The sequence below is a fragment of the Asprobacillus argus genome (assembly GCF_032248395.1).
GTDB lineage: Bacteria > Bacteroidota > Bacteroidia > Flavobacteriales > Flavobacteriaceae > Polaribacter > Polaribacter argus.
In genome coordinates this window covers 53933-70176 of the sequence record NZ_JAVTTO010000001.1, presented here as the reverse complement: position 1 = coordinate 70176, position 16244 = coordinate 53933, and the positions used below count along the sequence as shown (strand labels likewise).

Sequence of the window (16244 nt, the reverse complement as noted above, 5' to 3'; positions counted from 1 at the left end):
AGATGACACAACCATACGTAAAACAGACCATAGAAAACGAAGTAGCTTATATTGAATTTTTTCACCCAGCTCATAACTCGTTGCCAGGAAATATATTGGCAGAATTAGCGCAAGCAATTACCGATGCAGGAAAAAACGATGAGATAAAAGTTATCGTTTTAAAGAGTGGAGGACAACGAACTTTTTGTGCAGGAGCGAGTTTTAAAGAATTGATTCATATTAATGATGAAGCAACAGGGAAAGTATTTTTCTCTGGATTTGCAAATGTGATTAACGCCATGCGTAAATGCCCAAAGTTTATCATTGGTAGAATACAAGGAAAAACTGTTGGAGGAGGTGTTGGTCTAGCAGCTTCTACAGATTATTGTATGGCAACAAAGTTTGCGGCTATCAAGTTGAGCGAGTTAAATATTGGAATCGGACCTTTTGTGGTTGGACCTGCAATTGAACGAAAAATGGGCTTAAGTGGCATGTCTCAAATTGCTATTGATGCGAATACATTTTATACGGCAGAATGGGCAAAACAAAAAGGATTGTTTACTCATGTTTATGAAAGTACGGAAGAACTAGACGAAGCTGTTAAAAAGACTGCTGAGCATTTATGCACATATAACACAGAAGCGATGAAAGAAATGAAAAAAGTATTCTGGAAAGGAACTGATGATTGGGATACTTTGTTAGCGGAACGTGCAGCAACTAGTGGGAGATTGGTGTTGTCTGATTTCACTAAGGAAAAATTGAAAGGCTTTAAGTAATGATTTATTCTTTCCAAGGATATATACCCGTTGTACACGAATCCAGTTTTGTGCATCCACTAGCAGCAGTAACTGGAAATGTAATTATAGGAAAGTATTGTTACATCGGTCCTGGAGCTGCAATTCGCGGTGATTGGGGTCAAATTATTCTGGAAGATGGTGTAAATGTGCAGGAGAACTGTACGGTGCATATGTTCCCTGGAAAATCGATAACGTTAAAGGAAAGTGCTCATATAGGCCATGGAGCTATTATTCACGGCGCTAATATTGGAAGAAATGTATTAGTCGGAATGAACACTGTGATTATGGATGATGCAGAAATCGGAGACGAGAGCATTATCGGTGCAATGGCTTTTGTAAAAGCAGAAACCAAGATTCCAAAAAGAAGTTTGGTGGTTGGAAATCCGGCCAAAGTGATCAAAGAAGTCAGTGATGAAATGATCGCGTGGAAGACGAAAGGGACTCAATTGTATCAGCAGTTACCGAAAGATTGTCATGATAGTTTAAGAGAAGTAGTGCCCTTGAGAGAAGTTCCCAAGGATAGACCAGGACAAGAAGCGGTATATAAGACGCTAAGAGAACAGTTTAAGAAATGATTAAGCGAGTAGTTTCTCCAAATCAATTTCATTGGTTTCTTTTGATGTAGAAAGTGTAATTAAACTTTGTACATTTCCTAGGTAAGGAAGTAACGTTAATTTTGTGATGATGAATTTTTCATAAGCTTCAATATCTTCCACTACTAATTTCAATAAGTAATCGAAATTCCCACTAACTCGATGACATTCAATAACCTCAGGAAAACCTTGAATTTCTTTTACAAACTTCTCAAGGTAACTTCGAGTATGACCCTGTAACGTAATACCCACAAACACGACTTGTTTTAACCCCAATTTCTTGTAGTCTAGTCTAGCTACATAATTAGATATATAACCTTCTTTTTTTAACTTCTTTATTCTTTCAAAAATAGGAGTGGTAGAAAGTCCCATTTCTTCGGCAATACTTTTAATAGTACGATCAGAATCACGTTGTAGGATTCGCATGATTTCAATATCTAGATTGTCTAATTTCATGAGTAAATGGTGAAAATATTATTTTAAACTATAAATATATGTCATTAAAAGAATAAAAATACATTAAATGTTTATTTTTTAGAATAAAAACATATATAAAGAGGTTTCAAAACGTTTTAAAACGATTTATGAGATATAATTTGTAATTTTATTCCTTGTAAAAATCAACACTATTTATGGAATTTGAACTGAAAATGCCTCGTTTAGGCGAGAGTATAAGTGAAGCAGCTATTATAACTTGGTTCAAATCTGTAGGCGACCCTATAGATGAAGATGAAATGCTTCTGGAAGTAGCTACTGATAAGGTTGATTCTGAAATACCATCCACCGTTTCTGGAGTTATTAAAGAGATTCGTTTTGAGCCGAACGCTGTGGTTGAAGTTGGCGCTATTATAGCGATCATTGAAACGGATGGTACAGTGAGTTCATCTCCAAAAAAAGAAACGGAAGAGAAAGTACCTATTCAAAAGAAAAAGAAAGCTTCTGTAAAAAAATCAGTGACTGCACGTCAAAATAACAACACGTTTTTTTCACCTTTAATTATTTCGATAGCAAAAGAACGGCATATTAGTTTTGAAGAGCTAGCTAGAATTCCAGCTACAGGAAAAGATGGTAGACTTAGAAAAAGTGATTTGTTTCAATATATTGATGATGGAAGACCTTTCCAATTTGTACAACCTTCAGCGGAACCTGATCCTACCGCATATAGAATTCCTCAGTTGAATCTGGATAAAGGAACGGGCAAAATTGTGAAAATGGATAGAATGCGTCAAATGATCGCGGATCATATGGTGTACTCAAAACATACGTCGCCGCATGTTACTGCCTATGTAGAAGCAGATCTAACCGATATGGTGGCCTGGAGAAATGCAAACAAGATTGCTTTTCAGGATAGTCATAATGAAAGGTTAACATTCACACCTTTATTTGTAGAAGCTGTTGCAAAAGCGGTCAAAGACTTTCCTATGATCAACGTTTCTGTTGATGGAGAAAACATTATTGTTAAAGAAAGTATCAATATTGGAATGGCAACCGCACTACCAAGTGGAAACCTTATTGTTCCTGTAGTTAAGCAAGCAGATACTAAAGATTTAGTAGAGCTGGCAAAAGATGTAAATGTCTTGGCAGGTAAAGCTAGAGAGAACAAATTACAAGCAGATGATATTCAAGGAAGTACATTCACTATATCCAATGTAGGAACCTTCGGAAGTGTTATGGGAACTCCTATTATCAATCAACCCGAGGTAGCGATCTTGGCGTTAGGAATTATAAAGAAACGAGCTGAAGTATTAGAAACTCCTGAGGGAGATGAAATTGCTATCAGAAGTATGATGTATTTATCACTTTCATTTGATCATAGAGTGGTGGATGGATATTTAGGCGGAAGCTTTTTACGCCGTGTTGCAGATTATTTAGAACAATTCGATACAAAAAGAACTATATAAACATGTCATATACTATAGAAATTCAGAAAGTTGCAAAATCAAAAGTTGAGGATTTAGATTTCGATCATATTCCATTAGGTACTGCGTTTACGGATCACATGTTCATTTGTGATTATGCTAATGGAGCATGGGATACTCCTAGGATAGTGCCATTAGAACTAATACCTACACATCCAGCTGCAATGGCATTGCACTATGGACAGGCTATTTTTGAAGGAATGAAGGCAACTGTAGATACCCATGGTAATCCAATGCTGTTCCGAGCAGATAAGAATGCAACGAGGTTAAATTTTAGTGCAGATAGAATGGGGATGCCGAGCTTTCCCGAAGACCTATTTGTAGAAGGATTAAAACAATTGGTAGCATTAGAACGGAACTGGATTCCACCACAAGATGGAAGTGCATTGTATCTAAGGCCGTTTATGTATGCTGATGAGCCTTTTATCGGAATGAGAGCCGCAAACAATTACAAGTTTATTATCATGGCATCTCCTGCTGGCCCTTTTTTTACAAAACGAATCAAACTATATGCTGAAACTAAATATATCAGAGCTATGGCTGGTGGAACTGGAGAAGCAAAAGCAGCTGGAAATTATGCTGCTGCAATTCGCCCTACGGAAATAGCTAAGTCAAAAGGCTATGACCAAGTGCTGTGGCTAGATGCTGTTGAACATAAGTATATACAGGAAGTAGGAACGATGAATATCTTCTTTAAGATTGACGGGAAGTTTATAACTCCAGAAAGAAAGGGAGCGATTTTAGATGGAATTACAAGAATGAGTGTAATTGATATATTACGTCATAAAGGATATGAGGTAATTGAACGCCCCATCACCATTGATGAGATAGAAAAAGCTTCTAACAATGGAATATTAGAAGAAGCTTTCGGAACAGGAACAGCGGTGGGAATTGCATACATTCAGGAAATAGGTATAGACGATAAAACGATACATGTATCTGATAAAAGCCCAGTAGGGTTAGATGTAAATGATACGTTGAATGCCATTAAAACAGGGAAAACGGAAGATGTTTTTAATTGGATGATTAAGATAGAAAAAGAATTGGTTTAATAACGCCGTCATTACGAGGAGTTGAAAAACGACGAAGTAATCTACTTAAAAGAAAAGATTGCCACGATTTTAAATAAAATCTCGCAATGACAAAAAACAAATTTCGGCTTTCTCGGAAAATAAATATGGAAAAAAAAATACTTAAAAAAGGATTTTCAAATCTTTGCACAGCTAAAGCAATGGCTGAATTATACGAGGATAATTTTAAATTGGTTTCTAAATATGTGCATGCCACCTCAAGAGGACATGAAGCGGTGCAAACCGCTTTAGGAATGCAATTATTACCGCAAGATTATGCTTTTCCATATTATCGAGATGATGCCATGTTATTATCATTCGGACTAGAGCCATATGATGTTATGTTACAATTATTGGCGAAAAAGGAAGATCCGTTTTCAGGAGGAAGAACCTATTATTGTCATCCTAGTTTGAAAGATGATGATAAGCCTAAAATCCCACATCAATCATCAGCGACAGGTATGCAAGCCATTCCCGCAACTGGAGTAGCGATGGGAATGCAATATAGAGAACTACAAAACATTGAAGATGCAGCAGCAAAGATGTCACCTCGAGCGGAGTCGAGAGGTCTCAATCCGATTACTGTTTGTTCATTAGGAGATGCATCTGTGACGGAAGGGGAAATCGCCGAAGCGTTTCAAATGGCAGCTTTAAAGCAGATGCCCATTTTATATTTAGTACAGGACAATGGTTGGGATATATCAGCAAATGCAGAAGAGACAAGAGCTCAAAATGCTTTTGAATATGCTCAGGGTTTTCATGGGTTAGAAGCAATTTCTATAGACGGAGCTAATTTTATAGAGAGTTATGAGACCATTGAACGCGTTATAGAAACGATTCGAAAAGAACGTAGACCTTTTTTAGTGCATGCTAAAGTACCATTATTGAATCATCATACATCTGGAGTTCGTATGGAATGGTATCGTGATGATTTGGAAGAAGCGCGGTCTAGAGATCCATATCCAGTATTAAAACAACAACTGTTAGACAATGGTGTTTCAAAAGAGGAGGTGATAGCTATTGAAAAAGCAGCAAAGACAAAAGTTCAAGCTGATTTCGAAAAAGCGCTACAGGCGGAAGATCCAACGCCAGAGGACCTATTTACACATGATTTTGTTCCGACTCCAATTACTGAGGAAGTAGGGGAGCGATCCCCAGATGGAAGTGATAAAGTGGTCATGGTAGATTGCGCCTTGTTTGCGGTGGAAGAATTAATGAAAAAACATAAGGAATGCTTGTTGTATGGACAAGATGTTGGAGGAAGGCTAGGAGGCGTATTTAGAGAAGCTGCTACTTTGGCTCAGAAGTTTGGCGATGATCGTGTTTTCAATACTCCTATCCAGGAGGCCTTTATTGTAGGTTCTACTGTGGGAATGAGTGCTGTTGGATTAAAACCCATTGTGGAGGTTCAATTTGCAGATTATATTTGGCCAGGGTTAAATCAATTATTTACGGAAGTAAGTAGGAGTTGCTATTTATCCAACGGAAAATGGCCTGTAAGTATGATACTGCGTGTACCCATTGGCGCGTATGGTAGTGGTGGACCGTATCACTCATCATCCGTAGAAAGTGTTTTAACAAATATTAGAGGAATTAAGATAGCATATCCAAGTAATGGAGCAGATCTTAAAGGGCTTTTAAAAGCTGCTTACTATGATCCAAATCCAGTTGTGATCTTAGAACATAAAGGATTGTATTGGAGTAAAGTTCCAGGTACTAAAGGAGCGACTTCTATCGAGCCTTCGGAAGATTATATATTGCCATTTGGAAAAGCATGGGTATTGCAGGAAATATGGAAACAAGAAGATGAGGAAACATTAACGATAGTTACCTATGGAATGGGAGTACACTGGGCCATGAATGCCAGTGCAGAATTAGGAATGAAAGACACCATTGAAGTAATAGATTTACGAACACTGTATCCTCTAGATGAAGAAACGATTCTAAAATCTGTAAAGAAGAATGGGAAATGTTTAGTGGTGACTGAAGAGCCATCTTCAACAGGTTTCGCTAGAGCCCTTTCTGGGAAAATACAAGAGGTGTGTTTTGCGTATTTAGACGCTCCGGTAATGACCATTGGAAGTGAAAACATGCCGGCTATTCCACTAAATAGTACATTGGAGCAAACAATGATCCCGTCTACTGAAAAAGTAAAAGCTAAGATTATTGAATCACTCGATTATTGAATAAGATAAATAAAAAAAGCCTGCTCATTTGAGCGGGCTTTTTTTATGTTCATCTAATTAATCTTTGATTGGAATTTCTGTTTCATTTAATAGTACAGGCTTTCCAAACCCTAATTTTTCCATTCTCTTTAACTGTGTTTTCGCATCACCTACCACTAACCAAATCATTTTGTTAGGATTTAAATATTTTCCTGATAATTCTTGAATTCTATCAATAGTCATATCATTAACAATTTTTTCTCTCCCGTTTACATAGTCAGTGGGAAGGTTGTAAGTGCTGATATTTTCCAGCATACGAAGTTTAGCTCTCATAGTTTCAAACGCTCTGGCATTACTTTTAATTAAGAACCCTTTAGTAGTTGCTAAATCTTTTTCATTATAACCTTTACCATAATTTTCTAAGATCTGTTTAACTAACTGAGAAGCTTCTAATGTCACATTACTACGAACTCCACTTGAGATTGTAAATGCACCCTTATCCTTTGTTCCTGAAAAGAATGATCCAATACCATAAGTATACCCTTTTCCTTCACGTAACTGTTGTGTCAATTGAGAAGCAAATCCACCACCACCTAAAATATAGTTCATGACTGTTGCAGGATAATAATCAGCATCGCTATATGCTAAAGCTGGTGATCCAAATCGTAATTGAGATTGCTTTGCATTTGGAATATCATAAAAATATACCGTTGACTTCTCGGGAGCGTCTGGCGTTTTAAATGAAGGAATCGTTACCTCTTTTGCAGCCCATTTAGTTTCCATGTCTTTTAGAGAGTTGATCACATCTTGTTGACTGATGTCTCCCACTACATGCATTTTAGTTACAGAAGGTGAGATGTAATTTGTGTAGTAAGACTTCAAATCATCTAAAGTGATGCTATCTACAGAAGTGATAGTTCCTAATACATTTTTAGAGCGAATATTGTCTTTTCCATAAATCAGTTCGTTATAAGCATTTGCAGCTACAGATCTTGGACTTGCCTCTTGTTGCCTTAAATTATCAACTGCTCTCTTCTTAAGTAATTCAAACTCTACAGCATCCCAACGAGGCTCTAATAACATTTCTTGTGCTAAAGTTAGCGTTGCGTTATAGTTTTTTGCCAGCGTGGTACCTGTAATTCTAATATTCTCTTTATTGGCAAAAATATTGATCGATGCTCCTAGCTGTGCCATGGCATCCTCTAATTCACTTACCGTTTTATTTTTGGTGCCTCTTTCCATAAGGTCAGCAGTTAAATTGGCAACTCCTAACTTATCCATGCTCTCTAAAAGTTGACCCCCGTCAATCACCAAATTGAATTGAACTAAAGGAACTTCGGCGTTTTGAATTCCATATACTTTTAATCCATTTTCTAAAGAACTTTCCCATACTTCTGGCACTTTTACTTCTGGAGCATTTCCGTACGGAGGCTCAGTCGAACGATCAAAAGTAGATGGCGTTTTTTTATACGTAGCAGTAATTGAAGCATCGAAATTTTCTTCAGCACCAATTACTATCTTTTCTTCTGCTACGACTGCTTCAGTAGAATTTGCCAAAGCTAAATCTTTTCCGTTTCTGGGAACAAAACTCGTCGCAATAAAGTTTTTCCCTTTAATGTATTTATTGTAGACGTTCATCACATCTTCTCTGGTCACAGATAATGTATTCTTGATATCTTGCGTTACGAAACCTGGATTGTTCGTATATGTGTTATATGAAGCTAATCTTGTTCCTTTTCCAAGTACGCTAGATAAACTACGGTAGAAAGCGGTCTCTTGACCAGCTTTGATTCTGTCCAAGTCTTTTTGAGGAATTCCGTTCTTTTCAAAATCGGTAAAAGCAAGATCAATTCCGTTTTTAACTTTGTCTAATTTTGTATTGTTGAAAGCTCTAACAATCAATTGAATTTGTCCTGCCAATTCAGAAGTGAAATTAAACATTGTTGTGGACGATGTTAGTTTCAAATCGTCAACAAGTACTTTGTTTAATGGTGCTCTTTTTCCGTCTGATAAGTATTCTGTTAATATATCTAATGCGTAAGAATCTTTATGATATTGTTCTACTGCAGGCCAAGAAAGTGTTAGTTCAGGCAAACGAGCGAAATTATCTTCGTAGTATAAATGTTTGGTTTCTTTTACAATACCTGCTCTTTTTTCAATAGGAGCAATTTCTTCTCCACGAGGAATTTCATCAAAGTATTTGTGTACCCATTTTTTAGCTTGTTCTACATCGATGTCACCAGAAAGTACTAACGTCGAATTATTAGGAACGTACCACTTCTTAAAGAAGTTTTTTACATCATCCAGGGTCGCATTTTGCAGATCTTCTAAAGATCCGATTACTTGCCAATTATAAGGATGATCTTTAGGATAAAGATTCTTTCCGATCACATATTGTCTATGTCCGTAAGGTCTATTATCCACACTTTGTCTTTTTTCATTTTTTACTACTTGCTTTTCTTTAGCCAATACAGGATTAGTCACGGTATTAATAAACCAACCTAATTTATCAGCTTCTGCCCAGATCATCTTCTCGAGAGCATCCTTAGGAATAGTTTGTAAATAGTTGGTACGATCCCTAGAAGTAGAACCGTTGGCTCCGGATCCTCCTATACGTGCACTCATTTTATCGAGTCCGCCTTTCCCAAGGTTTTCGGATTCCAAGAATAACAGATGCTCAAATAAATGAGCAAAACCTGTTCTTCCTTCTATTTCTCTTGCTGATCCGACATGTGCCATTAATTCTACGGCTACAACAGGATCAGATTTATCCACATGAAAAATAACATCCAGCCCATTATCAAGCGTAATTTTTTCATAATTAATGGAAAGCTCTGGGGTGTTTTCTTTTTTTTGATTACAAGCTATAAAGCTGATAACCATAAGGGTTAGTATGAGTTTTTTGGTCATGGTTTTAGTTTTGGTTTGTGAATGTACTAAAATCAGAACGAGTAAAATCCTAAGAGATTGTTAAAGAAGTGACAAAGAGCTTCCCTAAAAAGCTATTCTTCTTTTTTACACCATATTTTCCAAAAGACATTAGAACTATTACGTTGAGGAAAAAATGATTTTCCCTCCCAGTTAAAGCCTTTATTTGAGATATTCGAAAAAGTAAGCGTGCTAACCACTTGAATGCTATCTTGAACGGTATAAGGTCTTTTTAAAACGATATTTTCCTTTTCTTTTCCACCTATCCAAATATTTGGTGCCCTTGTCATGTTCGGTGTAAAAAAGGGAACTTGCCACTTCTTAGTTTGTGGATTGAGAATCCTAATGCTGGTAAAAGCTGATTCAATGGTGTCATTTCCATACCATCCATCATCTTGAACTCCGTTGCCGTTTAAAATGTATTTCCATCTCCATTTTAATGCTACCGTGTCTCCAGGGTTTCCATTGCTATCGTATTGAAGACTTTTACAGTTGCATAGGCCAATTAACTGATCAAAGGTTTTAATTTCTTTAAGGGATTTTTCGTTTGCTTTTCCGTAAGGGTATTCCTTGTTAGATTCGTAATTTGTAAGATTACTACTGTAAATAGATTTTTCTTTTTTTGTACAGCTCATTAAAAAGGCACATACAAGAATAATAGACAGGACTACTTTTTTCATGATAGTTGAGTTAGTTAGCCCTTAAATTAAAACAAAAAGATAAAATTTAGTATTAACGATTTGTTAAAGAAGTTTTTGCCTTGAGTAAGAAAAATTACTTCATTGTTTTTTGTTGCCATTTCCATGCAGATGATAGTGCTTCTTCTAAGGTTTTTTCGGCCATCCAACCAAGTTCTTTATTTGCTAAAGAAGTATCTGCATATGCAGCAGTGATATCTCCTTCTCTACGCTCAACAATTTTGTAATTCAATTTTGTTCCAGAAACTTTTTCAAAAGCATGAATAACTTCAAGAACAGAACTTCCTTTACCTGTCCCAACATTAAAAACTTCAAAATTTGCCTTGTTCTTGTTGTTTAACAGCCTTTCCAAAGCTGCAATATGCGCTTTTGCTAAATCTACTACGTGAATATAATCTCTTACAGCTGTTCCATCTTCGGTAGGGTAATCATCGCCAAATACAGATAATTCCTCCCTAATTCCTGCAGCTGCCTGTGTAATAAAAGGGGTCAAGTTTTGCGGAACTCCTAAAGGAAGTTCTCCAATTTTAGCACTCTCATGTGCCCCAATTGGATTAAAATAGCGTAATGCAATAGCTCTTAGCTCATTCGTCATACAACTTTCTTGAATAATTTCCTCGCCTATTTGTTTCGTATTTCCATAAGGAGATTCTGCTGGTTTTATCGGAGCATTTTCGGTAATAGGTAATAGGTCAGCTTGACCATAAACGGTACACGAAGAGCTAAATATGAAATTGGGTAATTTGTGTCTATTTGCCACTTGCAAGAGGTATACTAGGCTTCCAATATTATTTTCATAATAGGCTAATGGTTTCTGGACACTTTCTCCAACGGCCTTAAAGGCGGCAAAATGAATAATACCATCAATTTGACGATTCATAAAAAAATTGGAAACATCAGTTTTAATCCTAAGATCAATGTTGTGAAAATCAGGTTGAGTACCAGTAATTGATGTAATATTGTCTAATACTTCTATAGAAGAATTTGAAAGGTTGTCTATAATAATTACATTGTAACCAGAGTTTTGAAGCTCAACAACCGTGTGAGAACCAATAAAACCTAGACCGCCTGTGACAAGTATTGTTTTCATAAATTATCCCACGAAATCCAGCACTGTTTTGGTAATGAAAGCTAGCTGTTCTTCCTCCAGCTCCGTATGCATTGGTAAAGATATAACCGTATCAATAAGTTGATTGGTTACTTTAAAATCATCTTCATTATAGCGAGTATCTTTATACGCTTCCTGGCTGTGCAATGGTACTGGGTAATAAATAGCGTTTGGAATTCCTTTATCTAACAAATGCTTGTGCAACTCATTTCTTTTACCATTGTTGATTTTTAACGTATACTGATGGAAAACATGTGTTGAAAAAACACTTATTGCTGGAACAGTAATATTTGAACTTTCCATAAAAGCATTTGAATAATAAGCAGCTGCTTTTCTTCTGGCGTCACAATATGCATCTAAATGTGGAAGTTTTGCTTTTAATACAGCAGCTTGAATGCTATCTAATCTAGAATTCACTCCAATTACATCATGATAGTAGCGTTTGTACATTCCATGATTTACAACTCCTCTTAGGATATGAGCAAGATCATCATCGTTAGTAAAGATTGCACCTCCATCGCCATAACATCCCAAATTCTTTGAAGGGAAAAAGGAAGTTGTTCCTACATGTCCAATAGTTCCTGCCTTTTGAGTTTGTCCGTTTGAAAATGTGTAATCCGCTCCAATAGCTTGGGCATTATCTTCAATAACAAATAAATTGTGTTCATTTGCTACTTCCATGATTGCTTCCATATTCGCACATTGCCCAAATAAATGCACCGGAACAATGGCTTTTGTTTTAGGAGTAATTGCTTTTTTCAAGGCCTCAATATCCATATTAAATGTACTTGAGTCAACATCTACTAAAACAGGAGTTAACTTTAACAAACCTATCACTTCTACCGTTGCAGCGAAAGTAAAGTCAACTGTAATTACTTCATCTCCTTGTTCTAATCCTAAGCCCATCATGGCAATCTGTAAAGCATCAGTACCATTTGCACATGGAATAACATGCTTTACGTTTAAGTATTCTTCTAAATCTTTTTGAAACTCCTTAACATAAGGGCCATTAATAAAAGCTGCTGAGTTTAATACTTCATCAATAGAAGTGTTTACAGTATCTTTAATTTTAGCGTATTGACCTGGTAGGTCTACCATCTGAATTTTTTTCATAAAAGTGTAAATTTTAAGCACGTCAAAAATACGATTTAAATCTATTATCTTTGAGAAAAATCAAACTTATCAGGATGAAAATCTTAAAAAAAATCTTAAAAATAGTTATTGTTTTAATAGTAATAGTATCAGTATCTATATGGTTGTATGCAAGAACTTTTTATCCAGTCTATGATGGCGAGGTTGTATTAGATAATATATCGGAGAAAGTAACGGTCTATTATGATGATTCTGGAGTGCCTCATATTAATGCGCAAAATCAGAAAGATGCATACACTGCATTGGGATATGTTCATGCGCAAGATAGATTATGGCAAATGGAACTAATCCGAAGAATTGCACCTGGAAGATTATCGGAGATTTTTGGAGTGAAATTAATTGAAACTGATGTTTTTTTCTCTGGTTTAGGAATTGAAGAAAATACAGATAAAGTAATTGCAGCATTAGATACGAATTCTGAAGCTTATAAGTACACGATGGCTTATTTAGAAGGAATCAACCAATTTATTGAAGAAGGGAGAACACCTCTGGAATATACATTGGTGGGGGTAGAAAAACAAAAATTTACGATTAGGGATGTGTATAATGTTTTTGGGTATATGTCATTCAGTTTTGCCATGGCTCATAAAACGGATCCTTTTTTGACAGGAATCAAGGAGAAGTTGGGAACAGCGTATTTGGCTGAATTAGGAATTCCGATTCATAAGAATACTGCGATTCTTCGTAATGAAAAGAATCCAGAAATGCTAGGTGGGGTGGCAAGAGCTATGAATCATATATATGAGAGTCTGCCAGTATCTCCTTTTATAGGTAGTAATTCCTGGGTAATAGGGGCTAATAAAACTAAGAGTGGGAGAGTGCTTTTTGCAAATGATCCGCATATCGGATTTTCGCAGCCTTCGGTGTGGTATCAGTCACATATAAAAACACCAGACTACGAAATTTACGGCTTTAACTTGGCGCTAACTCCGTTTGCGCTACTAGGTCATAATAAAGATTATGCCTATGGATTGACCATGTTTGAAAATGATGATGTAGATCTATACTTTGAGCAGAACAATCCAGAAAATTCAAATGAATATAAAACTAAAGATGGATATGAAAAATATCGAATTCTGGAAAAAACAATCAAGATTAAAGATCGACCTGACTCTACTTTTCAAGTTAAAGTAAGTAGGCATGGGCCCATTATGAATACAGTTATGAAAGGGATAGATGATCCAAGGCCTCTCGCGATGCAATGGATTTATACGAAGCTAGATAATAAAATACTCGATGTTTCATATCAGTTATCGCATGCAAAATCGTTGTCAGAGTTTAAAGAAGGGGCTAAACTGTTGCACGCACCTGGTTTAAATATAATGTATGGCGATGCCAAGGATAATATTGCTTGGTTTGCTTCTGGAAAATTATACAAATACCGCGATTCATTGAATAGAAAACTCATTTTGGATGGTGCTAGTGGAGATGATGAAATAGTAGAATATTTAGACTTCGAGGAAAACCCACAAGCGATCAATCCGAGTTGGAACTATGTGTATTCGGCAAACAACCAGCCAGATACGATAGCCGGAATTTTATATCCAGGGTATTACTTGCCAGAAGATAGAGGGTATAGAATTCAACAACTATTAGAAAATAAAGATGACTGGACGCGAGAAGATGTTGAAGAGATGATCTTTGATGTAACGTCACCTGTAGTAGCTAGAAATGTTCAAAATTTAATGAATTCATTCGATCCGAAAGACCTTAATGAAAATGAAAAGAAGGCGTTGACGATTATTACTGAGTGGGATGGGGCGTATAAAAAAGAAATGAGTGCTCCCACCGTTTATACTAGATTTATATATGAATTTTTAGCAGGCACTTTTAAGGATGAAATGGGAGATAGTTTTGAAGATTTCATGAGTACGCCCGCTTTTATGAAAAAGATGATTGGAACTCAAGCGGCTAAAACAACTTCTATTTGGTGGGATGATATAACTACAGAAGATGTAGAAGAAAAAGGAGATATTGTAAAGAAGGCATTTAAGAATACTGTTGGATTTCTAGAAAATCAACTGGGAGCATCTGTTGATAATTGGCAATGGAGTAAGGTGGCATCTGTAGAACATGGACATGCCTTAGGACAAGTTCCTAGTTTGCGAGGATACTTCAATGTAGGCCCATTTGCGGTGGATGGAGGTAGTGAAGTAATAAATAATCAATTATTTAAACTAAATGATTCAGGGTTTTATAAAGTACACGCCGGACCTTCAACGCGTCGAATTGTTGATTTTTCAGATGTGGAGAATAGTGTTAGTATTTTGCCAACAGGACAATCAGGGAATGTTTTTAGTAAACATTATGATGATCAAGCTGAGAAATATCTCAAGGGTGAATTTGTAAAGATGTTATTGAATCAGCAGGAAATTGAGAAATCTAAAAATATACTGTCTTTTATACCTAAAAATTAATCCTTTGGCATTTTAACGATAGGAAGGTGCTTAGGCTTTTCGAAAATTACCGTATCTATTTCCTCTCTTTTTACGGATTGAGCAATCATCGTGCTTTTAAACTCTTCTGATTCTGAAATTACTTTAAGAGAAATTCCTCCATTTGTTTTTGTCATGAAAAAAGACCATAAATTCATATGGTGATTTTTATAGTATTCGGGATTAATTGATACTTTATCGCTATAGTAATATTGATAATTTGTCTTGTTCGTTTTTACTAACATTAATTTGCATTCGAATCCCGCAACCTTTTCTTCTGTATGCTTAAACTCATATGATATGACTTTCTCATCCTCGCTAGTTGTAACTAAATTATACATTAATGCTTCTGTGCCATTCATTTTAGTGTATACAGTATCGTTCCCATTATAAAAAAGAGTACCTCGAAGAAGTCCATTCATAACAGATTTATATTTATCTTTTTTTAAATAGTAGATTTGCTCGTCACCTATAAATTCCTTCATTTGTTGATCGCTCACTTCTCCGGTTTTATCCTTGAGTTCAACTTTGAATTTTATGATTCCTTCGAAATTTTTTTGAGCAATTAGGTTGGCTTGAACAAAGAAAAATGTAAAAAAAAATAATAGATTGATAGTTTTCATAGTCTTGTTTTTTGTTGTAAAACAAACATACAATTTATTTTTATACTCTTTTGTAAACCTCCTTAAATGGAATTCTAAAACGGTCTCCGTATACACCTTCTGGCTTGCGTATTCCACAACTGACAATCATATTTATGTTAGCACCTAAAGGAAGCCCTAAAAGCCGTTTTACGCGCCACGTATCCGAACCTTCCATCGGGCAAGTGTCGTAACCAACAGCTGCCATGCTGATCATGAAGTTTTCGGCCGCCAATGCGCAGGTTTTATGTACCACTACTCGCATATCTCTTGCACGAACTTCTCTATATATAGGTTTGAATAATCCTACTATTAATATCATAAGATATTTAAACCAGCCGTAAATACCTAGAAAATCACTGTAAGCAAAAGGGACGATTTTGCCATAATATCTTCTACTCACTTTTTCCCTATTACTTTGTTTAGATTTTGGTTGAGGAGGAAAAAGAGTGTCAATCATACCTAAATTCGCTTTCGCTCTTTTTCTCCACAAATCTTTTCTCGTTACAAAAACAACCAATTCTTGAGCTGTTTTAGCAGCATTTTGATTAAAACAATACGGAGCAATTTTCTGAATTACTTCCTTTGAAGTAATATGATAGAATTCCCATAGTTGCATGTTACTACTATTTGGAGCTAATGACGCCTGTTCTATGCATTTTCTTACAATAGTTGAGTCAATACTTTTTTCTGGATCATAGATTCTTACAGAGCGACGGTATTGTATCGCTTCTGAAACAGTTTTTTCTGAAGTCATAT

13 protein-coding genes are annotated in these 16244 nt (G+C 36.0%); 6 read left to right on the top strand and 7 right to left on the bottom strand.

Annotated features, from left to right (window positions below; all coding sequences use genetic code 11):
- Positions 1-2: 2 nt before the first annotated feature.
- Both RQM59_RS00290 and RQM59_RS00285 read left to right on the top strand, forming a co-directional pair.
- The gene (locus tag RQM59_RS00290) at positions 3-755 is read left to right on the top strand and encodes an enoyl-CoA hydratase/isomerase family protein (protein ID WP_349240056.1); all 753 of its coding nucleotides are present in this window, start codon (positions 3-5) and stop codon (positions 753-755) included.
- Positions 755-1351, top strand: a complete 597-nt coding sequence (locus tag RQM59_RS00285) for an acyltransferase (RefSeq protein ID WP_349240055.1) — start codon at positions 755-757, stop codon at positions 1349-1351. The genes RQM59_RS00290 and RQM59_RS00285 overlap by 1 nt, the downstream gene beginning before the upstream one ends.
- On the opposite strand, the gene RQM59_RS00280 is transcribed toward RQM59_RS00285, so the two are convergent.
- Positions 1352-1825, bottom strand: a complete 474-nt coding sequence (locus RQM59_RS00280; protein ID WP_349240054.1) for an Lrp/AsnC family transcriptional regulator — start codon at positions 1823-1825, stop codon at positions 1352-1354.
- Positions 1826-2001: 176 nt separating this feature from the next.
- Between RQM59_RS00280 and RQM59_RS00275 the strand changes: the two genes are divergently transcribed.
- The 3 genes from RQM59_RS00275 (at position 2002) to RQM59_RS00265 (ending at position 6544) form a co-directional block, all read left to right on the top strand.
- A complete protein-coding gene (locus tag RQM59_RS00275; protein WP_349240053.1) occupies positions 2002-3270 on the top strand; it encodes a dihydrolipoamide acetyltransferase family protein in 1269 nt (422 codons plus the stop codon).
- A gap of 2 nt (positions 3271-3272) precedes the next feature.
- Positions 3273-4340 carry a branched-chain amino acid aminotransferase gene (locus RQM59_RS00270; RefSeq protein WP_349240052.1) on the top strand — a complete coding sequence of 356 codons (1068 nt, stop codon included), beginning with the start codon at positions 3273-3275 and terminating at the stop codon, positions 4338-4340.
- A gap of 125 nt (positions 4341-4465) precedes the next feature.
- Entirely contained in the window at positions 4466-6544 is a 2079-nt protein-coding gene (locus RQM59_RS00265; protein WP_349240051.1) for an alpha-ketoacid dehydrogenase subunit alpha/beta, read from the top strand.
- A 57-nt stretch (positions 6545-6601) separates the two neighbouring features.
- Here RQM59_RS00265 and RQM59_RS00260 read toward each other — a convergent pair whose 3' ends face one another.
- From RQM59_RS00260 to RQM59_RS00245, 4 genes are all read right to left on the bottom strand, one after another.
- Complete coding sequence (locus RQM59_RS00260; RefSeq protein WP_432208126.1) at positions 6602-9433, bottom strand: M16 family metallopeptidase; 2832 nt, start codon at positions 9431-9433, stop codon at positions 6602-6604.
- 92 nt (positions 9434-9525) lie between these two features.
- On the bottom strand, positions 9526-10131 hold the full coding sequence (locus RQM59_RS00255; protein ID WP_349240050.1) for a hypothetical protein: 606 nt from the start codon (positions 10129-10131) through the stop codon (positions 9526-9528).
- A 94-nt stretch (positions 10132-10225) separates the two neighbouring features.
- Entirely contained in the window at positions 10226-11239 is a 1014-nt protein-coding gene (gene galE / locus RQM59_RS00250; protein WP_349240049.1) for a UDP-glucose 4-epimerase GalE, read from the bottom strand.
- A 3-nt stretch (positions 11240-11242) separates the two neighbouring features.
- Entirely contained in the window at positions 11243-12370 is a 1128-nt protein-coding gene (locus tag RQM59_RS00245) for a DegT/DnrJ/EryC1/StrS family aminotransferase (RefSeq protein ID WP_349240048.1), read from the bottom strand.
- A 74-nt stretch (positions 12371-12444) separates the two neighbouring features.
- Between RQM59_RS00245 and RQM59_RS00240 the strand changes: the two genes are divergently transcribed.
- Entirely contained in the window at positions 12445-14826 is a 2382-nt protein-coding gene (locus RQM59_RS00240; RefSeq protein WP_349240047.1) for a penicillin acylase family protein, read from the top strand.
- Here RQM59_RS00240 and RQM59_RS00235 read toward each other — a convergent pair.
- Both RQM59_RS00235 and RQM59_RS00230 read right to left on the bottom strand, forming a co-directional pair.
- Positions 14823-15467, bottom strand: a complete 645-nt coding sequence (locus RQM59_RS00235) for a hypothetical protein (protein WP_349240046.1) — start codon at positions 15465-15467, stop codon at positions 14823-14825. The two genes, RQM59_RS00240 and RQM59_RS00235, sit on opposite strands and share 4 nt — an antisense overlap.
- 40 nt (positions 15468-15507) lie before the next feature.
- On the bottom strand, positions 15508-16242 hold the full coding sequence (locus RQM59_RS00230; RefSeq protein WP_349240045.1) for a nitroreductase family protein: 735 nt from the start codon (positions 16240-16242) through the stop codon (positions 15508-15510).
- Positions 16243-16244: the final 2 nt, after the last annotated feature.